This window comes from Priestia sp. JNUCC 25, assembly GCF_053667915.1.
In genome coordinates, this window is the sequence record NZ_CM132211.1 from 2,702,148 (window position 1) to 2,725,162 (window position 23,015).

21 protein-coding genes and 1 other annotated feature are annotated in these 23,015 nt (G+C 39.6%); of the genes, 6 read left to right on the forward strand and 15 right to left on the reverse strand.

The features are described 5' to 3' along the window. Nucleotides 1-124: 124 nt before the first annotated feature. Nucleotides 125-955, reverse strand: coding sequence for a glycosyl transferase family 2 (locus JNUCC25_RS13785; RefSeq protein ID WP_098277973.1), 831 nt, complete (start codon nt 953-955; stop codon nt 125-127). Nucleotides 956-1,185: 230 nt separating this feature from the next. Here JNUCC25_RS13785 and JNUCC25_RS13790 point away from each other — a divergent pair, with 230 nt between their 5' ends. After that, complete coding sequence (locus JNUCC25_RS13790; protein WP_013057424.1) at nt 1,186-1,851, forward strand: cupin domain-containing protein; 666 nt, start codon at nt 1,186-1,188, stop codon at nt 1,849-1,851. A 54-nt stretch (nt 1,852-1,905) separates the two neighbouring features. On the opposite strand, the gene JNUCC25_RS13795 is transcribed toward JNUCC25_RS13790, so the two are convergent. The 3 genes from JNUCC25_RS13795 to JNUCC25_RS13805 form a co-directional block, all read right to left on the reverse strand. Then, nucleotides 1,906-2,139, reverse strand: coding sequence for a hypothetical protein (locus JNUCC25_RS13795; protein WP_013057425.1), 234 nt, complete (start codon nt 2,137-2,139; stop codon nt 1,906-1,908). 64 nt (nt 2,140-2,203) lie between these two features. Further along, on the reverse strand, nt 2,204-2,788 hold the full coding sequence (locus JNUCC25_RS13800; protein ID WP_098277974.1) for a hypothetical protein: 585 nt from the start codon (nt 2,786-2,788) through the stop codon (nt 2,204-2,206). A gap of 84 nt (nt 2,789-2,872) precedes the next feature. Next, nucleotides 2,873-3,580, reverse strand: coding sequence for a Type 1 glutamine amidotransferase-like domain-containing protein (locus JNUCC25_RS13805; protein WP_078081905.1), 708 nt, complete (start codon nt 3,578-3,580; stop codon nt 2,873-2,875). 108 nt (nt 3,581-3,688) lie between these two features. On the opposite strand from JNUCC25_RS13805, the gene JNUCC25_RS13810 reads away from it, so the two are divergent. Further along, complete coding sequence (locus JNUCC25_RS13810; protein WP_064471771.1) at nt 3,689-4,192, forward strand: immunoglobulin-like domain-containing protein; 504 nt, start codon at nt 3,689-3,691, stop codon at nt 4,190-4,192. 42 nt (nt 4,193-4,234) lie between these two features. Here JNUCC25_RS13810 and ileS read toward each other — a convergent pair whose 3' ends face one another. Next, a complete protein-coding gene (gene ileS / locus JNUCC25_RS13815; RefSeq protein WP_078081906.1) occupies nt 4,235-7,333 on the reverse strand; it encodes an isoleucine--tRNA ligase in 3,099 nt (1,032 codons plus the stop codon). Nucleotides 7,334-7,385: 52 nt separating this feature from the next. Beyond that, nucleotides 7,386-7,628, reverse strand: a binding site (T-box leader). A gap of 218 nt (nt 7,629-7,846) precedes the next feature. Next, nucleotides 7,847-9,196 carry an FAD-binding oxidoreductase gene (locus JNUCC25_RS13820; protein ID WP_078081907.1) on the reverse strand — a complete coding sequence of 450 codons (1,350 nt, stop codon included), beginning with the start codon at nt 9,194-9,196 and terminating at the stop codon, nt 7,847-7,849. Between the two features lie 242 nt (nt 9,197-9,438). On the opposite strand from JNUCC25_RS13820, the gene JNUCC25_RS13825 reads away from it, so the two are divergent. Continuing rightward, a complete protein-coding gene (locus JNUCC25_RS13825) occupies nt 9,439-10,395 on the forward strand; it encodes a patatin-like phospholipase family protein (RefSeq protein ID WP_029322294.1) in 957 nt (318 codons plus the stop codon). Between the two features lie 176 nt (nt 10,396-10,571). On the opposite strand, the gene JNUCC25_RS13830 is transcribed toward JNUCC25_RS13825, so the two are convergent. The 4 genes from JNUCC25_RS13830 to JNUCC25_RS13845 form a co-directional block, all read right to left on the reverse strand. Beyond that, the gene (locus tag JNUCC25_RS13830; protein WP_064471778.1) at nt 10,572-12,284 is read right to left on the reverse strand and encodes a TcaA NTF2-like domain-containing protein; all 1,713 of its coding nucleotides are present in this window, start codon (nt 12,282-12,284) and stop codon (nt 10,572-10,574) included. A gap of 79 nt (nt 12,285-12,363) precedes the next feature. Then, on the reverse strand, nt 12,364-13,272 hold the full coding sequence (locus JNUCC25_RS13835) for a phosphotransferase (protein WP_078081909.1): 909 nt from the start codon (nt 13,270-13,272) through the stop codon (nt 12,364-12,366). A 201-nt stretch (nt 13,273-13,473) separates the two neighbouring features. Continuing rightward, nucleotides 13,474-13,980, reverse strand: a complete 507-nt coding sequence (locus JNUCC25_RS13840) for a hypothetical protein (RefSeq protein ID WP_172802894.1) — start codon at nt 13,978-13,980, stop codon at nt 13,474-13,476. A 51-nt stretch (nt 13,981-14,031) separates the two neighbouring features. Next, nucleotides 14,032-14,961, reverse strand: coding sequence for an ADP-ribosylglycohydrolase family protein (locus JNUCC25_RS13845; RefSeq protein ID WP_078081911.1), 930 nt, complete (start codon nt 14,959-14,961; stop codon nt 14,032-14,034). A 150-nt stretch (nt 14,962-15,111) separates the two neighbouring features. Between JNUCC25_RS13845 and JNUCC25_RS13850 the strand changes: the two genes are divergently transcribed. Beyond that, the gene (locus tag JNUCC25_RS13850; protein WP_029322303.1) at nt 15,112-15,600 is read left to right on the forward strand and encodes a DinB family protein; all 489 of its coding nucleotides are present in this window, start codon (nt 15,112-15,114) and stop codon (nt 15,598-15,600) included. A 52-nt stretch (nt 15,601-15,652) separates the two neighbouring features. Beyond that, nucleotides 15,653-16,219 (forward strand): DUF6434 domain-containing protein, encoded by a 567-nt coding sequence (locus tag JNUCC25_RS13855; RefSeq protein WP_078081912.1) that lies wholly within the window; start codon nt 15,653-15,655, stop codon nt 16,217-16,219. Between the two features lie 114 nt (nt 16,220-16,333). Here JNUCC25_RS13855 and JNUCC25_RS13860 read toward each other — a convergent pair whose 3' ends face one another. The 5 genes from JNUCC25_RS13860 to JNUCC25_RS13880 form a co-directional block, all read right to left on the reverse strand. Beyond that, nucleotides 16,334-17,836 carry a malate:quinone oxidoreductase gene (locus JNUCC25_RS13860; protein ID WP_013083523.1) on the reverse strand — a complete coding sequence of 501 codons (1,503 nt, stop codon included), beginning with the start codon at nt 17,834-17,836 and terminating at the stop codon, nt 16,334-16,336. 749 nt (nt 17,837-18,585) lie between these two features. After that, a complete protein-coding gene (locus tag JNUCC25_RS13865) occupies nt 18,586-19,026 on the reverse strand; it encodes a DUF4352 domain-containing protein (RefSeq protein ID WP_172802877.1) in 441 nt (146 codons plus the stop codon). Then, nucleotides 18,995-19,183 (reverse strand): hypothetical protein, encoded by a 189-nt coding sequence (locus JNUCC25_RS13870; protein ID WP_064471780.1) that lies wholly within the window; start codon nt 19,181-19,183, stop codon nt 18,995-18,997. Before JNUCC25_RS13870 ends, JNUCC25_RS13865 begins: the two co-directional genes overlap by 32 nt. 668 nt (nt 19,184-19,851) lie before the next feature. Next, nucleotides 19,852-20,292 carry an SMI1/KNR4 family protein gene (locus JNUCC25_RS13875; RefSeq protein WP_078081914.1) on the reverse strand — a complete coding sequence of 147 codons (441 nt, stop codon included), beginning with the start codon at nt 20,290-20,292 and terminating at the stop codon, nt 19,852-19,854. A 15-nt stretch (nt 20,293-20,307) separates the two neighbouring features. Next, on the reverse strand, nt 20,308-20,622 hold the full coding sequence (locus JNUCC25_RS13880) for an HNH endonuclease (protein WP_328125985.1): 315 nt from the start codon (nt 20,620-20,622) through the stop codon (nt 20,308-20,310). A gap of 200 nt (nt 20,623-20,822) precedes the next feature. Between JNUCC25_RS13880 and JNUCC25_RS13885 the strand changes: the two genes are divergently transcribed. Then, on the forward strand, nt 20,823-22,955 hold the full coding sequence (locus tag JNUCC25_RS13885; RefSeq protein ID WP_078081916.1) for a GDYXXLXY domain-containing protein: 2,133 nt from the start codon (nt 20,823-20,825) through the stop codon (nt 22,953-22,955). Nucleotides 22,956-23,015 lie beyond the last annotated feature (60 nt).

Here is a 23,015-nt window from a genome sequence, read left to right on the forward strand (position 1 = left end):
CCTCATCTTCACTATCATATTCAAAAGAAAAAGCAACATAACTGCCTACTTGTATCTATTGAGTTAGAAAATTCGACATAAAAAAGGCAAAGGTTCCTTTACACTTGAACTCTTGCCTTTTTTCTTATATATTCTTTGCCATATTCACATAATCAATCGTTTCTTGCTTACTAACAGCCGCGTGCTTCAGCTTTGGATTGTAATAGAGCTCCACTTTTACATTATTTATTTCACAGTCGTCAGGCATATCCTGCATATCCGTTAAAAACGGCAGCAAGTGATTGTTCATATCATACTCGAACGCTCCGTTTTGCAAGTAATACACCTTTGGCACATAGTTAATATGGCGGAAAAACTTCACTACGTTGATTCGCTCACCGTATGAGACTATCACTTCCTCTTCAGTCAGGTCGGGATAAGATAAATTAAACACTTGTCGAACCGGCGTTTTCAGCCACTTTGTCAAGCACGTCTGCGGATTATTTACAAGCGCTTTTGCTCCTTTTACGTACCCCGCTAAAAACATTGACATAAATCCTCCGCCCGAAGAGCCGTAAAACAATACGTTAGACGAATTCATCTGCACTTTTTTCATGAATTTTTCAATTAAAACCGCAATGTCTTTTAAATAAAAACGGTCGCTTGTCCCTTGTCCCCACGCAAGCGACACTTTTCCTAAATAAAGCGTGGGGTCGTTGTAATAAATAATCGAATCTTCAAATTCATTCATCCACGAATGCCGCTGAAAATATGGAGGTCCTGCCGGCATTTCCTGACTTGCTCCTCCGCCTGAACCAAACACAAGCAAATGCGAAGACTCTTTTTTTAATCTGACTAAAAACTCAAACAGCACTCCGTTCCACTCGATCGCCACTAAAACAGGCTTATCAAATGGCAGCTGAAGTTCATCTATCTTATCATACGTACTATTTATTTTTTCATATTGATCAAGCAACAGCTCTGCAACTCACTTTCCTTAAAATGATACGTCATATGTGTCTGACATTGATCATGGTTCTGTGAAAAAAGAACCTGTCACAGTATATGAAAACCAGCGGACAAATGATTGTACACCTTATCCAAAAGAGGCCGTTGCCTACATCTTCCTGGGCTTCTGTCACGAAATAAAACTCTCCACATACGATACAGCATCATAAAAAATTCAAGGATAGGAGCTGGAGACCCTTGTCAACGTCCTATATGGATTATAATAATCCGAACGTACAATACTTCTCTGATGTAAATAAAAACAGACTTAATACGCGAAATGATCAAAATTACATTAACCGATTAGGCCGGGATGTGCTCAATACATTAGGAAACGTATCATTGCTCGATATTTACTTAAGCGAAAGCCGCGTGGTCGAACCGCACTATCATCAAAATGCCTCGGAGCTTGTCTACTGCATTTCAGGATCAGCCGTCGTTTCATTAATCAATCCGTTTAACAATGAAGTCACAAATATTCCAATTGCCCCAGGCCAAGTAGCCAACATCCCTCAAGGCTGGTGGCACTGGGAAATTGCGTCTGAAGACAATACGCATTTACTTGCCATTTTTGACGCTCCGTATCCGGAATACATTTTTGGATCGGATATTTTAAATAAGACGCCTATTGAAGTACTTGCTCATACGTACTGCTTAGATCCGGAGCAGCTAAAGAAAACGCTGGCTCCGTTAAAGAATCAAACTATCGTGATTGGACCAACGGACGAATGCGTAGAAAAAGGGCCTTACAAACAGAAAAAACAAGCAGGCTCCGCTAGCCACGAGACGCCTCCTTATAAGTATCCTCCGCCTCAGAATCCTTATTACTCCCCTCAAAACCCCTATCACTATCGATATTGGTAAAGACAAGAAAACCCCGCTGCCAATGCAACGGGGTTTCTTAACGAATACATAACATTATTGTTCTTCTATATACGTGCTATGAAAGGCTGCTTCAATATATGCAACTTGGAAATGATAATGTCCAATTAAATATTTCACAATGTCCACCTGGTCGATTTTGCCGGGCTTATCGACCATCGCTTCTTTTACCATTTCTTCGAATGTACCTTGATCAAACTGTTCTTCATGGACAACAATTGTCTCAGAGTACATTTCGTCTTGTCCTTCTGAAATGCGATAGTAATACAATTTTTTCACCTCGATTTATTCTAAATATATGTATACCCCTAACTGAAAACCTTCAAACATTTTTTCATCGTTCTTTTTCCACTTTATCATAGGCTGCAGCTTTTACTTTTACAAGCAGCCTTGTAACCCAGTACGCCACTAGCGTTATTCCTATATCAATAAGAAAAATATAAAACAAACTCATTCCTTTTCCTGAATCAATGAATTTAAAATGATGTTCAAGAGGCGCCAGTCCAAACGAAAAAACAGCGCTCAAAAGAATTGTATACAGATAAAAATTCTTTTGATGATTTGTACAATATTGATAAAGCAGCAGAAATCCTACCGGCAAAATAGAAGCCGTAATATTTGTTGCGTTCGGAAGCAGAGGCGTTAAGAAAAATGTATGCGTCAAATAACCGCTTCGTCCAAGTGCAATATCAATATATGCCCAAAGCATATGCACTGTGTAACCGAAGAAAAACACCTCAAAAATCCGCGTCCGGTCTACGGTAAAATACAACAACACAAGAGGAAGAACGAGCGAAGCAAGCACCACCCAAAACTGCCAGTTTCCAAAATCTGAATACTGATGCCAATACGACGATAATAACTCCTGCAGCTTATCGCTTTGTTCATGTATGTTTCCCCAGTATCGTTCATAACTCACTGAAGTAACCTCCTATATAGAGTCTCTGCTTATGTATGTACGAATAAGCTCCATTTTATACAGAGAAACACGGGAAGCGGCCATTTATTGCTTGCCATCACCTAAATACGTCACCGGGAGTTCATGCTCAATGACTTTACTTGCTTTTCGATTAACAGCATACGCTTTTGCTGTTGGTCTTGAGCTAACTGATGCGGATAGCTTCTCATCTTTAAAATGCAGCGCGACTCCATCATCTACAGCATAGCCTTCTTTCATTTCCCCGCTTGCAATTAATTCATGATACGAAGGTCTTCGATTGCTTTCTCCGTCATAGTGAGGACAGTTGCTGCCGGTTAAAAACCCTAGACAGTCGATTTTAGACAGGTTGTTGTTCATTGAATCAGTGACACCTTCTTCAAACCAGCAAAGTGAACCTGCGCTTATTCCTGCTAAAATAATTCCTTTTTTATAAGCTGCTTTTAAAATCGTATCCAATCCCCATTCTTTCCATAAAAGAAGCATATTCCTTGTATTACCGCCGCCTACATACAAAATATCTTGCTGCAGTACATATGCTTTTAAATCTATAAAGTTTTGAGAAAACAGCGATAAATGAGACGGTGTGCATATTAACTTCTCAAACGCTTCATAAAACCTTTCTACATAATTATCCGCATCTCCGCTTGCTGTAGGGATAAAGCAGATCTTTGGTACGTTCGTATGAGCTTGTGAAAGTATGTACTGATCCAGCAGCAAGTTATCCGGCTCCATTGAAAAGCCTCCGCCGCCCATGGCTATAATTTGTCTCATTTCCATCCTTCCTTTCAAAAAGATCATAGATACAAGGTAAATTCATACTACTTCTCATAGATGAATTTCCGTATAATGGAAGAGTGATAAAAAGGTGGTGCAAAGCTTTTGAAAATAGTACGAACACTTATACTAATACTAGGCATTTTTATTATCTTGTTTTGTATCTTTGGCTATATCGATTATAACGGTCAAAAAATGGATTTAGGAGCCAAACAAGAAAAAGACATCCCATCTTCCATCAACACGGACGGAGGAACCATTACGCTATCTGCTGTCAGTAAAAAATACGATAAAACGCAGTTTGGCTTTTTTGTTATTCAAAACAATTCGACGCATACCTTAACAATTCCTTACGAAAATACGGCGGATCACTTAAAAGACGGCAAGTGGTACAAAGTTGTGCTAAACGGATTAGAGTTTCCTGATAAAACCGTCACGCTGAAGCCAGGGAAATCATTCAAACAAGATATCGCAACTCCTAATTACAAGGTAGGAAAATACCGTTTTGTGCAGCACTTTAAAGATGAAAATGGAAAAGAGTATGTATTAGCAGCTCCTTTTGAAATCGTTTGGCCGAGTCTTAAAAATGTTCTCGGGCAGTTTGATTAAAGGTAAAAAAGCACTTACCCATTATGAGGTAAGTACTTTTTATCAGTTCTGATTTAAAACGCGAAGTGTAACTTGCTTTGTTCCGACTTTTACCGTCTCTCCGTTTTTGATAGTTTCTTTCACACTGAGACTGTGCAGCAGAAGATTTTCTTGAAGCAGCGTTTCAAACTTCGCCACGGCTTCCTTCACTTCTTCATCTCCGCTAAGCTCTAAATCAATACGTAAATTCACGGGTAAATCCAGCTTTTTACGATAATCTTGAACCGCTCGAATTACTTCGCGAGCGACCCCTTCCTGCACAAGTTCTTCGGTTAACGCCGTATCCAACACGGCGGTATACATGCCGTTCGATGCAACCGCAAAACCTTCTTTCGGAACTTTTTCAACGAGTACGTCAGCCGTTTCAAGCGTTAAGCTTTCTCCTGAACCAAGCGTAACACTTAGCTTGCCTTGTTCAACAAACTCTTTTCCTTGACCTTCTGAAAGGTTCTTTAATACTTGATTGACCTCATTTACTCGTTTTCCAAACTTCGGTCCAGCCTGTTTAAAATCAAGTTTTAACACGTACGAAACAAGTTTGTCGTCGTCTTGCTCCACATTAAAGTTCTTCACATTAAGCTCATCTTTGATGACATTATGGTATGCTTCCCACTCTACATCTTCTTCCGTTACCACAAGCGAAAGACTTTGCAGAGGCTGCTTTACTTTTAACGAATGCGTATTTCGGATGCTTCGGCCTAGTTCAACTACTTGCAGTACCGCTGCCATTTCTTTTTCCAGCTTTTCATTCACTTTGGTTTGATCATACACAGGATAGTCTGCCAAATGAACGCTTTTTCCTGTCAGATTTTCATAAATATCATCCGCAACAAACGGCGTAAACGGCGCTAACAGCTGACTAAGCGTGACTAACACTTCATGAAGCGTATCGTAAGCCCCTGCTTTTTCTCCCTCCATCCCTTCTGACCAAAAGCGATCGCGAGAACGTCGTACATACCAGTTGCTTAGCTCTTCAATAAATGCCGCGATTTCACGAGCGGCGCTTGTAAACCCGTAATCTTCAAGATGTACTGTTGCTCGCTTAACCGTGCTGTGCAAACGTGAAAGAATCCACTCATCCAATTTTGTTTTTTTCAATTCATACGTTTGCTCGGGATTATAGCCGTCAAGCTTAGCGTACAGCACGTAAAAGCCGTACACGTTCACGAGTGTATCGATGACTTTTGACTTCGCTTCTTGCACAACGCGCTCTGAAAATTTCTTCGGATTCCAAGGCGCACTGTCTGCTAAAAGCGCCCATCTAAGCGCATCGGCACCAAATGTATGAATAAGATCAACAGGGTCCAGCGCATTTCCTTTACTTTTAGACATCTTTTGACCGTTTTCATCTAACACGTGCCCAAGAGACAAAACGCGCTTATAAGGTGCCTTTCCTGTAAACAGCGTTGAAACTGCCATCAAGCTGTAAAACCAGCCCCGCGTTTGATCAATTCCTTCTGCGATGACGTCTGCTGGAAACTGCTTTTGAAACAGCTCGCTGTTTTCAAACGGATAGTGATACTGCGCAAACGGCATCGAGCCGCTGTCAAACCAAACGTCAATTACTTCCGGCGTTCGCTTCATTTCTCCGCTGCAGACCGGACACGTTAGCTGCACGTCATCTACATAAGGCTTATGAAGTTCAATGCTGTCATCCACAGAATGAGACGCATGATTTTGCAGCTCTTTGATGCTTTTCGGGGCTACTTGATGCTGACATTTCCCGCATTCCCATACGTTCAGCGGGGTTCCCCAGTAGCGTTTTCTGCTGATGTTCCAGTCCACCATATTTTCTAAAAAGTTGCCAAAGCGGCCGTGCTTGATATGATCCGGGTACCAGGTCACGCTTTCGTTGTTTTTCAAAAATTGTTCCTTTAACGCCGTCGTTTGGATAAACCAGCTTTCATTTGCGTAATAAAGAAGCGGCGAGTCGCATCTCCAGCAAAACGGATAGCTGTGCTCATGCTTTTCTTTATGATACAGCACGTCTTGATTCGCTAAATAGCGCACGATATCAACGTCGCAGTCTTTCACAAAACGTCCTTGAAACGGCGGCACTTCAGCCGTGTACTGTCCTTTTTCATCCACCACGTTCACAAACGAAAAGCCGTTTTCTTTTACCACTCTGTAATCATCTTCACCGTATGCAGGTGCTAAATGAACAACTCCTGTTCCGCTTTGATCCGTTACGTAATCAGCCGTCACCACTTCATGCCCTTTTTCCACTTTCACAAAATTAAACGGCGGCTCATACGACATCCCTTTTAACTCATTTCCTTTATGTTGAGATAAAACCGTATACTCTCCTTTTAACACTTTGTCTGCGAGCGCTTCTGCCACTATATACACGCTGTCGCCTTGCTCGGCGCGAACGTAGTTCATCTCTTCATGCACCGCAAGCGCTACGTTTGATGGAAGCGTCCAAGGTGTTGTTGTCCAGCCTAGAAAATACTCATTATCGCGGTTTTTCACTTTAAATTTCACCGTTACCGTTAAATCTTTTACATCTTTATACCCTTGCGCTACTTCATGCGAGCTCAGCGACGTTTGACAGCTCGGGCAGTAAGGTGATACGCGGTGGCCTTTATAAAGAAGTCCTTTGTCATGTATCGTGCCAAGCACGTTCCATACACTTTCAATGTACGAATTCTCCAAGGTGATGTAAGGGTCTTCCATATCAACCCAATAGCCAAGCTGCTCCGTGAACGTGCGCCACTGCTTTTCATACACAAACACACTTTCCTTACACTTGTTGATAAAAGCTTCTACGCCGTATTTTTCAATGTCATGCTTCCCTGATATTCCGAGCTGCTTTTCTACACCGAGCTCCACCGGCAGTCCGTGCGTATCCCAGCCTGCTTTTCGAATCACTTGATGCCCTGTCATCGTCTTATAACGAGCCACCACGTCTTTAATCGTCCGGCCTAGCGCGTGCCCAACGTGAGGCAAACCGTTTGCTGTAGGAGGCCCTTCATAAAATACAAACGAAGGATGCCCTTCTCGATTTTGAACCGACTGCTGAAACACATTTCCTTTTTTCCACTGCTGCTGGATACGCTGTTCGCGCTCTTGCGAAGACTCCCTTACATTCACTTCTTTCATGTGATACCACTCCTTTTAAAGTTAAAAGCACACAAAGAAACCCGTCCCTATGACTAGGGACGGGTTTTAAACCGCGGTACCACCCTGGCTTCTATTGATCCGTTCATCAATAGCACTCAGCAACGTACAATCATACGCGTTCTTTTTAACGGTAGACTACCGTTCAAACTTACTTACAGTTCAGTTTGACTTCTCAGAGAGGATATTCCCCTGCAGCTTGAACACCGGCTTTCAGCTATCACCAGCTCTCTGTGGAACAAACTTGCAGGGTACTGATTCTCTTCAACGAATTTGTGTGCTTTTATTAGTAGCTATTGTATGCGGTTTGGAAGGGAATGTCAATGTTTATGAAATTTATATATGTTTTTTCTTATAATGCAGTCGTCTATTGATAAAATAACTACTTACCACTGTTTGCTGCCTTTTTCACGCTCATAGAAAAAGGCAATGTATACAAAAAACCACCTCATTTAAGGTGGGTATTATTTGCCTCTACGACTTGAAAGATGATCTTTAAAACCAGTTAACAAATGGCGGAATGCTTTGAGGGAAATGAAATAGATTACATGGATCATATGCTCGTTTCACTTCTCGAAGCTTTTTAAAATTCTCTCCATAATAAGCTGTTGGCCAATCTCTGATGAACCGGTCCGGCCAGTTCACATAATCTCCAGTTGTATATCTCGATAAAGCATTTCTTAATTCTTCAATCCATCTAATGTTTGATCGCTCTTCTGAAGGATGGCTCCATGTAGCAAGGTACTCCTGTGCGATAATAGCATCTCTATAATAAAAGGCCGTTTCATTAGAGGCAACTTCCTCCACTGCTCCCCCAAGAGACTGATGCCAAATACTAGATTTTTCATTTGGAGCATTTTCTAAAAAATGCTTCATTGTTAAAATAGCGTCTTTTGGAAAAGATTTATTAAGAAAAGAACCTGACCTTTTTCGAGGGGCGGGTTGGTTTCCGCTCGGATCGTCAAAAAATTGTACAGCTTCAATATATGAAACTTCCTTTATTACTACTTTTTTAGGACAACCCACGTCTATTAAAGGCTGCAAAAGTTCCTTTAACTTGAATGATGAACCAACAAATTCACCTTGAGCAATAATCTGATTCGCTTCTTTCGATTTTAACTCAATCTCCGAAGTTAAGCGCTTATCGGTATTTGTGGCCCAGTGCTGCCATGCATCAAAAGCAGCTTCAAAATCTTCCCATTCCCATGTAATTGAAAAGATTGACACCTTTGAAATAGGCTGCACCTTAAAGGTAAGAGACGTAACAATACCAAAGTTTCCGCCCCCACCGCCGCAACACGCCCAAAAGAGATCACTGTTGTGATTTTTATTTGCCTTAATGAGTTCAACTTCTCTCTGTTCATTTACGATCGCCATTTCAACTTCAACCAAATTATCACAGGTAAGCCCAAACGGCCTTGATAACATCCCAATTCCTCCGCCAAGCACAAGGCCTACAAGACCAACACTGCTTTCCGTTCCTGCAGGGATAGTCGTTCCCTTTTTCCATAATTCATTATATACTTTCCCTAGATTAGCTCCTGCTTCTATTTTCGCTGTCATGTCTTTAGAGTTGAACGTGATTCTATCCATTTCATTAACATCAATCACTAATCCACCGTTCAATAATGAAAAATTTTCATAGCTATGCCTGCCGCTCCTTATTCGAAATGGGACATGATTTTCCTTTACCCACTTCAATGCATTTACTACATCGTTTGTATTCTGACAAAATACAATTATTCTTGGAAATTTAGGTACACCTAAATTATTATTTGTTCTAGCCTGATCATATTCCGCATCATCAGGTGTAACGATTCGTCCAGTAAGCTTTGTTTCCTCCACGATATAACCCCTTTCTTAATACAGATAAGATGCTATATCCTATGAATTTTCTTCAGAAAAGACACACAGTTTAAAAGGGAGAAATAGAGAGTAGAAAACTTACTGGAGGGGTTCCTCGTATGCTTATCTGCATAACTTGAATCCTGAAGAATCTGCAAAAGAGATAATCATACCTCTATAACAAATAAAATAAACATATACAGAATGATAACTCTGATGGGATTCGAAAGGAGAAATCACCTTTGACAAAATATCGGATTATGACCTTTGATGGAGGCGGTACTTTAGGTGCTTTAAGTTTACAGCTTTTGAATAGATTGGCTCATCAAAACCCCAAGTTAATTAGTGAAACCAATGTTTTTTCAGGAAATTCGATTGGTTCATTTACTGCTCTTGCATTAGCAAGCGGAAGATCGCCAGAAGAAACGTTTCAGTTTTTCAAAGATCACATCTTACCAGCATTCAGCATTTCCCGACCGGGCGGACCTGTTTTTAACCAACAATTACCCTATTCTGGTTTTATTAAAGCCATACGAACATTTTTCCCCCGAGACCTTCGCCTTAGAGACTTAAAGAAACGAATTGTTGTGCCTGCCTTTCACTTATTTGCACCGGAGCTGAACCGTTGGAATCCTGTGTTATTTCATAATTTCCCTGGCTCTCCCTATCTTAATGAAAAAGCGAGTGACGTAATACTTAGGAGCAGCGCTGCCCCTGCAACGCAAAGAGCTTATCAAAACTATGTGGATGGGTATACAGTAGCAACTAACACCAGTACAGCTAGTATCGCATTTGCAGTGGGAAAAGCAAAGCAGCCGCTGGATCAAATTGCCGTATTATCCATCGGCACAGGTGAACAGCCAACTCAATTAAGAAGAGATACGAAGGGATGGGGAATGGTAAGTGCCGATAACATACGACCAGAAGATATGGAGGACCTGCCGCCAAATTGGGGTGTACTTTTAGACCGGTCTCCTAATGAACCGTTGCTGCCGTTTCTTCAGATTATCTCTGGTGGATCGAGCTATTATGAATCAATGGTTAGCTCTGAGCTTTTAGGCGATCAGTTTTTCCGGTTAAATCCGAGGATTCCTAATTTCTCTAAAACGGACCCTTCAGTGGTGCCCGCTCTTATTTCAATTGCTAATAAAACTAATTTACGACCTGCGTTTCATTTCATTGAAAAAAACTGGAATTAATACAATTGTACTATAAATGAACTTTTTGTTTTTATTGCACCTATTTGGACTTTTTATGATAAGATATCCACGCTGGCAGCGTAGCAGTCACTCAAACCACTTCCCTCTCCCCCAACCAAAACAACCGCTAGCTCCCAAAAGGAACTAGCGGTTATTCATAATCTCTCAGAAACCACTCACTCTTCCACCGGCGTCTGCTCATCTGTTAATGTATCAATTTTAGTAATTTGAAGTTTGTCTTTGCCAGCAGCTTTCACATGATAAATTCGTTCTTTTTTAAACTGCGTGCTCGCGTCATATGAGTCGGTGAACGTGTATACTTCGCTTGTATAAATGTCATAGGTTCCGTCGTTATGTGATTCTGTTTTTGTCACGAGAAACTGATCGTTAGCAAACGATACGGTTTTGCCGGCAAGTGATGTGATATAGCTTTTTAGCTGTTTATACACTGGCTGATCCGAGTCAATATAAGGCGCCATCGAACTAAAGTCGCCGCTGTTTAAGCTTGAAAAGTAAGCGGCTTTATAGGAGATAAAAAAGTTTTCAAGCTCTGTTTTGCTTACGTCAGCTGGCTTAGGTTCTTCATTTTTTAACGGCTTGGTGCTGGTCGTGGCTTTTATGTCTGCGCTTGTTTCTGCCGTTTGATTGTCACGATTCATGTATACAATCGTCAGTAATAAGACAAGGACGATAGCGCCTCCTATTAAAACAGGAAAAGTACGTCGTGATGCTTGCTGTTTTTTCAGCACGGGAAAGTCTGCGTAGGCTGGCAGCGTAACAGGGTTTATATCTAGCTTCAACCGAGCTAATGACCCTGGTATTTCCGTGCTTTTTACACTTCCAAGCGGCTGAAGTGCTAAAAATTCTTCATATGCAACAATAAACTCGTTTACTGCTATTCCTTTATACATGCCGTAAATTCGATTCCACAGTTCCCGACACCTAGTATCCTTTATATCTTCACTCAGTTCGTTAAAAAATGGTCGTGATTTTTTAATAAAAGCCGCTAACCACGTTTGATGAACGTCAACTTCGTGGACTCCATTTAGGTCCGTAAGTGATTGCTTTAACTTGGCGTGTTCACTTGCATCGTTTTGGCTAACGACTTCCATACTGCGTTGCGTTTCTTGCAGCACAGTAGAAAGACTCTTACTCATTTTTTCTTGTAGCGCATCAAACTGACTGCGGATATCAGGCCAGTGAAGTTCGAGTAATTGTTTTTGTGCAGTAGTGGTTTTTCGGATACTTTCATTTAGCTCATGCTGCTTTGTGCGAAAGGCGGTCGCTTTTTGTTTGGTCACCAATTTATTTTTGCTTAGCTGATGCCACTCTTGCTTTAAGCTCTTGGCTTCTTCAAGTACTGTGGCTATCGCTTGTTTTACATGTTCGTGCTTGTTTTGAAAGTCAATGAATGCTGGCAAATAAGCATTCCAGCTTTCCTTGATTTCTTTTAGCAATGACGTGTTAGCATTTTTTTCTGTTAGTTGAAAAAAGTCATTCCTAAATGCCACCATATCCGCTTCGGAAGAAAGTTCTTTTCCGAAAAGCTCTGTCACATTCTTATGTATGCTTGTTAACTGTTGGATCTGTTTCATATTGCTTTGACGCTTTTTTATGTACTCCGGATAATCGCTTGAAAGAAATGTCATCATTGTATATTCAATGTTGTTCATATTAGACTCTGTACGTTCTTTTTCTAGTTCTTCATACACTTTCTGCAGATGACGTTCTACTATGGAGAGAAATTTTTCTTTATCCATCCCGTCTACTTCTTCTTTTAGCATGTTTAAAGATTCCGTTTCCCCGATAAGAGATGTTTTTTCTTTATATAGCTGTATCCACCTTTCTAGTAAATGTGCTGCTGATTCATTCCAGTGGCTTGTATTCATCGTTTGCTTCACCTGTTGTTTTTATTTTTATCCTTTTTTAACTATACAGGAATTTAACAGAAATTCTATTACAGTTTTATTACTCTTGAAAGATAAGGTTCAAGCTTTCTAGAGCTGCTGCTAACGTTTGTTTATCTCCTTGATCGTAGCTATGTGCCACAAGCACTACGGTTGTAAATACGGCTTTCCATTTTGCCAGTCTGTGCGTTTCTTCATCTACTTCTCCGTATTCTTTGAAAAAACGTGCTCTTCCTTTAGGAGGTAAAAAGCTGTAGGCAATCGCTAGGTCAACTGCCGGATGACCAATATGAACGTCTCCCCAGTCAATAATGCCTGAAACCATATTGTTTTGATCAACAATCATGTTTTTAATATGAAGATCTCCGTGAACTAGTACATGTTTTTCTTGATACTTAATTTCTTGTATGTCATTTACATAGTCTTCAAGAACCCCTTGGTTAGAATAAAGGTTACGCTCTTTCATTTGCTTAACATATTTCTCTAGCGCAGGCTTTCGCTTCATCATATCAAGCCGATTTAGCTCATCAAACGGCACGCCAAGCTCTTGGGCTTTTAAATGAGGATAGTGATGCAGCGTACGAAGAAATCTTGCTAGTATAGAAGCAGATTGCGTACGTTCCTCTTCTGTTAATCGCGCAGGCGGATTTCCTTGAACGTAGTGATAGCCCGTAAACGGCCAAGGGTATCCTGCATTCGGCTTACCGAAAAAAATGGGTTCGGCAATGGATAGCGGCAGATGAGAAGCAAGGCTTGGTAAAAGCTGATTTTCTGTTTTCAATAGTCTTACTGCGAGTTCTCTTCTTGGAAACCGAAACACAAAGCGGCCGTTTACTTGATAAACCGTATTGTCAAAGCCATAGCCAAGTAGTAAAATTTTAGCGGGCGCAAGGTCTGGAAACTGCGTCTCGATTAGCGTTTTGGCAAGCGGTACTGATACGATTTGTTCTGCATCCCATGCGTTTGGCATTGTACTCACCTTTCTTTAACGTTTAGTTTGTATGTTATGTAAAAGTATACTATAAATGATTTTGACCATAAAAACCCTCTGACGCAAAGCCAGAGGGTTTCAGTGAATATATGTCACGCCATCTTTTTACATAAATAAGATAGAGGCCTTAGAACGGTACAACCAGCCTCTGAGTTAGTAGCCTCCATGTACGTTTACTACTTAATACGTACACCAAAATACCTCATTGACTGTTTCTTCAACGTGCTCCACCTTAATAAAGTTCAATAAAAGATCCGTTTGGTCGTTTCCTATATACTCATTTTTGTCAACATTATAAAATTGAATAAGCTCGAGCTTGTACATACCATTTTTAATATCAATTCTATACTTAGAACAGTTTTCATCAGGCACTAACTGATCTTCAAACTGGGCGGCCATCGTAAGGCAGTCATAATCTACGAGATAAAGCTGATGATTGGTTATATTTATATAACCTGTTGCTTTCCTAAAGTATGTATCTATATCCGACTCTGTTCCAATCTTCACTTCTACGTTCCAAGAGTGTTCAATTCCTTCTTCTGTCATTTGACATACTAGGATATTTCTCTTTTTCATTTCCCTGCCGAAGTGGTTCAGAAGCTGGTCTAGCTCCCAATCCTCATCGACAAATGATTGATATTCTTTTGCGTTGGCTACTCCAATAAAATTGGTATCGCCAAAACTCATACAAAACTTCACTTTATCTCCTCCGAACTTTAAAGTAATTTTTATGATCCGTTAACATATATCCGCAAACTTCTTACAAGCTTTCTCTAACTCTTCTTTTTTAGCAAGCTGAAAAATCCACTCTTCAGGAATGCCATCCAGCCCATAATATACTCCTGCCACAGTACCCGTAATAAAGCCTATTGTGTCTGTGTCTTCTCCTAAATTCACAGCGGTAAGTACAGCTTCTTCGTAGTCGTCACTTTGAAGAAAAGACCAAAACGATGCTTCTAGCGAGCTGACGACATATCCGGTTGACCCGATTGCATTTCTCCCTGCGTGCGGCAAGCTTAGGTTTAACACTCGTTCGTACGAAGAAAACTCTGTTTCATACTCCGTACCTGTTAACTGCTTTTGACAGAGATTTACCGCTTTTTCATATGCTTCAAAGGGTTCGTCGCCGTGAAGGAGACGAATAAGCAGCTCCACATATAGAATGCAGCCAAGCGTAGAGCGCAAGTGGCGGTGCGTGACGTGCGCAATTCTTTCTATTTCTTCTTTTCTTTTTATAAAGCTAGGTTCCTGACGTAGTGTAAACGCAAGCGGAGCAATACGCATAAGCGCTCCGTTTCCGTTATCGTATTCAGCGCTTCCTCCCCACTCTTCTTTAGGAAGTCCGCTTTTATAGCGGCGAATCGCTTCGCTTGTTGCGATGCCAATATCAAACATTTCTCCGTACGGCGTCCAGTAGCCATCCGACCAATAGTTCGCAAACTTTTGCATTAAATCATACTCATCTTGTTTGTCTATTAAATTATCAATTAAGCACATCGTCAGAGATGTATCATCTGACCACGTTCCTTTAGGCTGGTTGTATGTACCGGAGCCGGTCATAGTCGTAATTTGAAATGAATCGCGTTTTTTAAACTCAACTGGAACACCTAAAGCGTCTCCAACAGCTCCTCCTAGAATCGTAGAAAGGACTTTTTTATGTAGCGTCATGTGATCAACTCCTTTCTATTATTGTAATTGTTTGATTTTGGAATTTGCAAGAGACACCCTGCCTAGACGCTTTTTCTTCTTTATAAAAAGGAATTTACCAGCGTTCATCTAATTTAAATAAGAGGTAAAAAAACATGTGAGGTGCGGTAGATGATTCATTTTTTTGAATATAATTGGCAAGTGAGAGATGAATGGTTTAGCTGGTGTTATCAACTTTCAAGAGAAGAACTGTTGAAGAAGCGGACTGGAGGAATGAGTAGCATTTCACAAACTTTTTTTCATATTATTGATGTGGAATACAGCTGGATACGTGCCATCCAAGGTAAACAAGATATCGTTCTTTCTTTTGAAGAACACGATACGCTTGAAAAGCTTCAAGCGCTCTCTTCTGCACATAGACCTGACATTGCCGACTTTCTAAGCCATTTGAATTTTTCTAACAAAAGGTATATAACAGTCCCTTGGGATTCTACTTCTTACACAGAAGCTGACATCTTACATCACATCATCATTCATGAAATCCATCACATCGGTCAGCTTTCTATTTGGGCAAGAGACGTGAATAAACGGCCTATTTCTTCTCACTATGTAGGAAGAAACATAAAAGACATTTCTTCGTACTTCTCTAAAAACAATTGACCAACAAGAACAAATGTTCTATATTTTTTGTAAATATATGGAGGTGAAAACAATGAGACCAGAATTTTCAAAAAACTTATCTATCACTGACTTTACGGATTTTTACTGGCTCAAAACCGAGCTGCAGCAATTTTGCCGAGAAAATAACATGAGCCCGTCTGGATTTAAAATGGAACTTTCAAAAAGAATTGAAGTGTTTTTAACAACCGGTGAGACTCAACAATCAAAAACACCGTCTAAAAGACGCTCGTCCTCTAAAACGCAAGCGCCACTAACATTAGATACCGTCATTGGGAAAAATCACCGCTGCAGTCAAGGAGTACGGGCTTTTTTTAAAGAAGCCATTCATCCTACATTTCATTTTTTCACCTATATTCAAAACTACTTTAAAGAAAATGTAGGGAAAACCTATCGAGATGCGGTAAAAGCGTGGTATGAAGAAGAAGAACGAAAAAAGCAGCCTTCCTATCAAAAAGAAATTGCGCCTCAGTTTGAATACAACCGCTTTATCCGCGACTTTTTTAACGACCCGAAAAACAAGGGAAAAGGCCGCGATGATGCGATTGCAGCGTGGAAGCAGTTAAAACTTCAGCCTGGAAGCAATCAATACCGCTCTTAAATCAAACCCTACATATAAAGATCATTAAAACACCACCTCAAGAAAAGGTGGTGTTTGTGCACGCCTGTAGATTTCTTCACATACACATGTGCTGTTTGTTACGCCGTAAAATCTTTAGCTATAAACAGACTCTTTTTTAATTAAACCCAGCGTCTGTGAAGTAGATGCATGAATTTCGTTAAAGAAGTCTGGATGATCAACTAACGACATGCCATAGGAAGGAATCATTTCTTTTATTTTTGGCTCCCACTTGTTCATGTTTTCTGGGAAGCATTTTTCCAATACTTCAAGCATAACGTGAACCGCCGTTGACGCACCAGGAGAAGCGCCAAGAAGTGCAGCAACAGAACCATCAGCGGCACTTACGACTTCTGTACCAAACTGAAGCGTTCCTTTTCCTCCAGCTTCCGTGTCTTTGATTACCTGCACACGCTGGCCTGCTACGACGATATCCCAGTCTTCGCTTTTCGCGTTCGGGATAAATTCACGCAATTCTTCTACACGTTTTTCATTTGATAACAGCACTTGCTGAATTAAATATTTTGTTAATGCCATTTCTTTGACGCCTGCTGCTAGCATGGTTAAAATATTATTCGGCTTTACAGAACTGATTAAATCCAGGTTTGAACCTGTTTTTAAGAACTTCGGTGAAAAGCCAGCAAATGGACCAAACAACAGCGTCTTTTTGTTATCAATATAGCGTGTATCAAGGTGCGGAACCGACATTGGTGGAGCTCCGACTTTTGCTTTTCCATATACTTTCCCGTGGTGCTGCGCAATTACTTCAGGGTTATTACATACCATAAATAATCCGCTTACCGGGAATCCTCCAATATGCTTGGATTCAGGAATACCTGTTTTTTGAAGTAAAGGCAAGCTTCCGCCTCCACCACCGATAAAGATGAATTTTGCCGTGTGGTACTCAACTTTGCCGCTGTCTACATCTGCGACTTTTACTTCCCACATACCGTCACTTTTACGTTTAATATCTTTTACACTTCGTTTGTAATGAACGTGAACCCCTTTATTCTTCAGATGGTCAAACAACATGCGTGTTAAAGCACCGAAGTTTACGTCTGTTCCCGAATCAATTTTAGTTGCGGCAATTGGTTCATTTGACGTGCGCCCCTTCATGATTAACGGAATCCATTCTTTTAGTTTGTCAGGACTGTCGGAATACTCCATTCCTTGAAACAACGGATTGTTTGACAGCGCTTCAAAACGCTTTTTCAGAAACGATACATTTTTTTCCCCTTGTACCAAACTCATATGCGGAATTGGCATGATAAAATCTTGCGGATTGCGAATCAACTTGCTGCTTACCAGATAAGACCAAAACTGTCTTGACAGCTGAAACTGCTCGTTAATTCGGATCGCTTTTGTTATATCTATAGATCCATCAGCTTTTTCTGATGTATAGTTTAGTTCGCACAGCGCAGAATGGCCCGTCCCTGCATTATTCCATTCGTTCGAGCTTTCTTCCCCTGCGTCTGCGAGTTTTTCAAATACTTTAATGTCCCATTCAGGTGCTAACTCTTTGAGTAATGATCCCAAAGTTGCGCTCATGACTCCGGCACCAATTAAGATAACGTCTGTTTTTTTCTGTACGTTGCTCATTATAACCTTCCTCATCCCCTATATTTGTAAAAAGATGTAGGCGCTCCTGCTTACGTAGTAAAAAAATTCAGGTGCGACCTAAGAACACACCTTTTTCTGTCTCACTTATAACTATATCACAGTATAATTGTCTGATGATTATAAACTATTCAAAAATGATAAAAAAGTGAGAAAATCGCCCACAAATTCCAAAAAACTTATTAAATTACGTCTGCATTTTCTTTTATTAGTAAACTTTTATACCTACTTCTAAGTGGCAAAGCATTGATTAATAAAATAACAAACTATTCAAAAAATTCAGCTTAAAAACCAAAATAACTACCTTGAAAATTTCACCTACTATAACTATACTCATTTGAAAGAACAAACAGCACTATAATTAGAAATGCCTTCATTCTTTTTGACTAGTTATACGTAGATGTATTCATATATGTATAGAGCACCGGCTCGTCCAGGTGCATTTTTAGAAAAATAAGTATATATTGCAATGACTAATTTTCAGCTCATATTGCAAGTTACAATATCTATGTCATATAACATACCATGAAATAAGTGAATAAGTAAATGATTATTCAGAAATTTATGTTATAAAACCTAACATGTATGTTGACTTTTACATAGGACATACTTAACAGTAATTTACATGCTCCTTTCATTTTAAATTTGTTTAATTACTTTATTTATGAGCCATGGTTGTTGATGAGTTCAATCAAAATAAGCCACGATTAGCACGTGACTTATTTTGATTCTTATTGAGCTGGTTGAATATCATCTTGTGTAAACGTCCAAACACCACGATTTTTACTAAAACCGCTAAATTCAAACTTAAAATCGCCTTCTTTTGGTATATCAAACGTTGCAATACCGCTTTGTTTTTCTCCTGGTGAAATGTTTCCGTTCAAATGATTCTCTGTGGCACCAGAAACAACCGTAGCAAAGTATTGAGTGTCTCCTTTTTGAATATCAAAATGAAGTAGCTCACTTATTTTATGATTTTTCTTTCCTTTATTCTCAATCGTAATATTCATTTTGATAAACTGTCCGTTTTTGTTTTTAGATAACTCATCATCCGGCACGACTTGTGGAGAGTCTACTTTAATCGTAAGATCATCAACATTAGCAGTTTTACCTAATTTTTTGGTGACCGTATTGTAGAATTTATCCGTTTTTTTCTTTATCAAACTTCGCATCAACATTTAGCTCTTTATCGTCTGATTTCTTTTCTGATGATTCAGCTGAGTGTTTCTCATTTCCACTAGCCTTTTCTGATTCTCCGCTCGAACAAGCCGCAAGCCCTAATACTAGAAAACATGTACTTGCTCCTATTAACCATTTTTTCTTACTCATTACGGGTTCTTCCTTCTTTCAATTAGTATTTTATGTATAAAGAGTTAAATCTACGTAACTCTTAATCCAAAAATAGGATATACCAAATACTAACAATCTGCCAAAAGTAAATATATTACAACTGTTCTATATATTAAATAAGGACCTGTATTGTGCTACTGTGTTAATAAATATTATGATTCTTTCCTTAAATTCAATCCCTTCAGAATGCTCTGGAAGATCATATCCCATCATATGATTTTACCACGGCTCTCTATTAGACAAACACTCTAGTAGATTAAGTCGATCACTCTTCATCAAAGAAAAAAAGTCTTGGATGACTGGCTGTTTGTCTATTAACATGAAAAACCTCCTAATAGCCTAGTAATATACTATATCCCCTAAGACCGTACTTCTTTTTCTATTCTATCATTGCACAGCATACTCCATGATGGTACAACCATCATGGAGTATGCACTTTTTAATAGTCTACTCTTTTTCTTTCGACTGCAAATACACTTTATTTTCTACTCACCCACATATATATTTGTTATCTTTGACTACAAACCACATTTTTTGGCGTTCTCATGTGTAAATTATAGTTTTAGCATTTATAAAGTCACTGTAATCCATTTCGTATATTTGCTTAATCTCTTAAATTATTAATTACAACATATAAAATTTGGTAACTAAGGATTCTTCAATCCATTAATAAAACCCTTAAAGCTATCAGCTATTTTATACGTATTTTCTTCTTCACTAGACTGCGGAAAATAAAAAGAGTGATCCCAATAATATACACCATGGTTTTCAGTATCTGTAATAAGTACCATTAATCCTGAACCTGGATCATCTCCTATTATTAAACTATTCGGTAACATATCTTCTTCAAACTCTTCATAGCATTCACTTAAATCAAAAGTTCTTTTTACACCTATACCATACAAGACATCTAAAGGGATTTCCTGATTTAATTCTTTAACAAAAAATTTACTATACCTAACTTTCGAAGTCCCCCCGTTATATTCACTTAAAAATTTTTTATAATCTTCCGGAAGTAAAAATCCTAAAAACTCTTCTAATTCTTCAATCGATTCTTCAGTTGCTTTACCAAAAGCATTTAAATTCATTTATTTCACTCCCATTTAATCTTTTAACTTCTTAGCTAATGCCATTCCACCCATATGTCGAAATCTTCTGTGCATCTCTTTATTAACTTCTTGCATTGTTGTTAAATCTTGATGATGGTGCCACGTGTTTTCATCTAATTTCGGTCCATTTGGAGCTAATTCATTAGCCTTAGCAAAATCAATGTCATATCTATTAAATTCACCTATCGGAACTTCTTGTCTTACCAACCCAGCAGATTTAAAGTCCGGAAAACCTCCAGGATAAGAAACTTGATTTGGAGGAATATCCCAATCAATATAAGTCCATATTCCTTCCTCGCCAATTTCGATTTTCCCACCTTTTTTCTGCCATTTTTCAGGCTATCTTACCATTGACAATTTATCAAGATTTTTGGACTACTTCACTTGTTATTTCCACGCCACTAAAAGGCCTTTTTACACAATTTTTTTGTTAAAGCGCATTCATTCTTTCTATTTCCAAATATTTAAACATGCGCTAGTATATACATAATATAAAGAGGAGGTTGAGTATGAGAGAAAAGCTCGTAAGACTCGGTTATTTACTGGGGTTGACTCTTGTTTTGTCCGGCATTTTATATTTCTTTGCATCGAACTGGCAAGGCTTTGACCGCTACACTAAAATTGCGCTGAGCGTGGGGCTGATGCTGCTGTTTTACGGAAGTGCGTTTGCGGTGCGAAAGCTCCTTCCTCAGCAGGCGTTTTTAAGTCACTGGACGGTTTTGGCCGGCGCTCTTTCATTTGGATTAAGCATCGCGCTTCTTTCTCAAATTTACAACACTCACGCTGAATCGTACTGGCTGTTTTTAATTTGGCTTGTGCCGGTTATTTTGTTTAGCTTTTTTACAAAGTATCAGCCGTTTTACGTGTTATCGTTTGTTTTATTTCAATTCACCATGGCTTTTTTTATTTCACCAACAGGCGCAGTTTCACAGCGAGGCGAACACGAGACGCTTTTACTTTACGCAGGAATGGCGTTTGTGAACTTACTCATCTTTTGGATCATAAAAAAGAAACAGCGCTCGTCTCCTGTGATCATGTATGCGGCGTTTTGTTTGTTTCACTACATTTTTTTAACTGTTTCCCTGCCGGATTTTACAGGCAGCTCTAGCTTACGGATTGGTCTTATTATTTTTTATTTGCTGTTTTTACTAAGCTCCTTTTTTTATTTTTCAAAAGTGGAGCCGCAAAGGTCATTTTTAGGGATTTCCATCGTGGCATTTGCTTTATTTGTCATTGAACAGTTTTTCTCTTTTATTTTTAAACACTACGCTGAATGGTCGCTTTTTTTAGCGTTAGGATTCGTGATTTTATTTATTGGTGCAAGCGTGTGGTTTGTCAAATGGCTCACTGCCAACACGTCAGCACAAAAAACCTCGCTCCGCGTAATCAAACGAATAGCGGTAATTGGGATTACGGCTATTGCATCGGTGATCGGCAGCAGCTCTTTAGGAGGACTCATCACACTTATTACAGGAACATACCCAACGAACGGAATGCTTGTGATCGGCGTTTTGTTGATTGTGGCATGTTATTTGATTAAAGCAGATATTCCAACGGTAAAATATACGCTTTTAATGATGGGCGTATTAATTAGCGGCGGCGCTTCTTTTTTTGTGAACGACATTCTGTTTTTTATCTACGTCATCGCACTTGTAGCGCTTTTAGTATTCACTAAACATACGCCCGTTCGCCTGTTGCTTTTTGTGCTAGTGCAAGGGCTTCTGTTAATAAAGGTTCCGACTACTTACTATGACACTATCAAAATAGATTATGTGCTGCTCGCTTTGTTTCTATTAAATGCCGCTGTATACGCGATAAACGTACACCACGCGTTTAAAAAAGCAGCGCTGCTTCTTGCTTTTATCTTTTTACTGTCGCTGACTGAATTAAGCGAACCTTCTTTTCTAAATATCATTTACTGCACGGTGTTTTTTGTGATTTCGACTGTCTTCTTATTTGTGACGGTACGAAAAGAGCCAAAATATGATTTTATTGTCGGCATGATTTTCTGGTTTGTTTTTTTAGCGATGAAATATTACGACTTTGTGTGGGATTTATTTAATAAATCACTTGTGCTTGTTATTTTAGGTCTTATCTTTCTTTTCCTAAGCAGGAAATGGGACCTGTCAACGCCTGATCAGCCGCAGCCTTCGTTTCTTGACCGCAGCCGAACCGCTGTATGGATCATCATTCTTGTTCAGCTCATTATTCTGGGCGGCATTTTTACCAAAAACGAAGTGCTTCTTCAAAACGGAAAAGAAATTAAGCTCGCTTTACAGCCGATCGATCCGCGCTCGCTGCTGCAAGGCGATTACGTTGAGCTGAATTACGACATTGCGCACGTTACATTACCTCATGTAAAAGACGGTGAAAAAGTGAAGCTCGTTCTTCGCCCGAACAAACAAGGCGTGTATGAATACGCAAAAATCTACCAAGCGGATGATGACTGGAATAAGCCGTATACTTCTAAAAAGAAAGACGTTGTCATTACGGGGACGTATCACGAATGGGGAATTCAGTACGGAATTGAGCATTACTTTATTCCAGAAGGAACCGGCAGCAAAGTGGAAAGCGAAGCTCGTTTTGCTACTGTACGAGTTGGAAAAAACGGAGATGCGATCGTTACAAAAGTAGGCAAATAAAAAACGGCCGCTTCAGTGTTGAAGCGGCTGTTTTTTATTTTAATTGATAAATACGCCGAT

What these genes read in the sequence shown, in the direction of transcription:
- JNUCC25_RS13805 (WP_078081905.1), bottom strand. Translation starts at nt 3,580, where the DNA reads ATGAGACAAATTATAGCCATGGGCGGCGGAGGCTTTTCAATGGAGCCG.
- ileS (WP_078081906.1), bottom strand. Translation starts at nt 7,333, where the DNA reads ATGAAAGAAGTGAATGTAAGGGAGTCTTCGCAAGAGCGCGAACAGCGT.
- JNUCC25_RS13830 (WP_064471778.1), bottom strand. Translation starts at nt 12,284, where the DNA reads ATGAATACAAGCCACTGGAATGAATCAGCAGCACATTTACTAGAAAGG.
- JNUCC25_RS13835 (WP_078081909.1), bottom strand. Translation starts at nt 13,272, where the DNA reads ATGCCAAACGCATGGGATGCAGAACAAATCGTATCAGTACCGCTTGCC.
- JNUCC25_RS13840 (WP_172802894.1), bottom strand. Translation starts at nt 13,980, where the DNA reads ATGAGTTTTGGCGATACCAATTTTATTGGAGTAGCCAACGCAAAAGAA.
- JNUCC25_RS13845 (WP_078081911.1), bottom strand. Translation starts at nt 14,961, where the DNA reads ATGACGCTACATAAAAAAGTCCTTTCTACGATTCTAGGAGGAGCTGTT.
- JNUCC25_RS13850 (WP_029322303.1), top strand. Translation starts at nt 15,112, where the DNA reads ATGATTCATTTTTTTGAATATAATTGGCAAGTGAGAGATGAATGGTTT.
- JNUCC25_RS13855 (WP_078081912.1), top strand. Translation starts at nt 15,653, where the DNA reads ATGAGACCAGAATTTTCAAAAAACTTATCTATCACTGACTTTACGGAT.
- JNUCC25_RS13860 (WP_013083523.1), bottom strand. Translation starts at nt 17,836, where the DNA reads ATGAGCAACGTACAGAAAAAAACAGACGTTATCTTAATTGGTGCCGGA.
- JNUCC25_RS13865 (WP_172802877.1), bottom strand. Translation starts at nt 19,026, where the DNA reads ATGCGAAGTTTGATAAAGAAAAAAACGGATAAATTCTACAATACGGTC.
- JNUCC25_RS13870 (WP_064471780.1), bottom strand. Translation starts at nt 19,183, where the DNA reads ATGAGTAAGAAAAAATGGTTAATAGGAGCAAGTACATGTTTTCTAGTA.
- JNUCC25_RS13875 (WP_078081914.1), bottom strand. Translation starts at nt 20,292, where the DNA reads ATGAATTTAAATGCTTTTGGTAAAGCAACTGAAGAATCGATTGAAGAA.
- JNUCC25_RS13885 (WP_078081916.1), top strand. Translation starts at nt 20,823, where the DNA reads ATGAGAGAAAAGCTCGTAAGACTCGGTTATTTACTGGGGTTGACTCTT.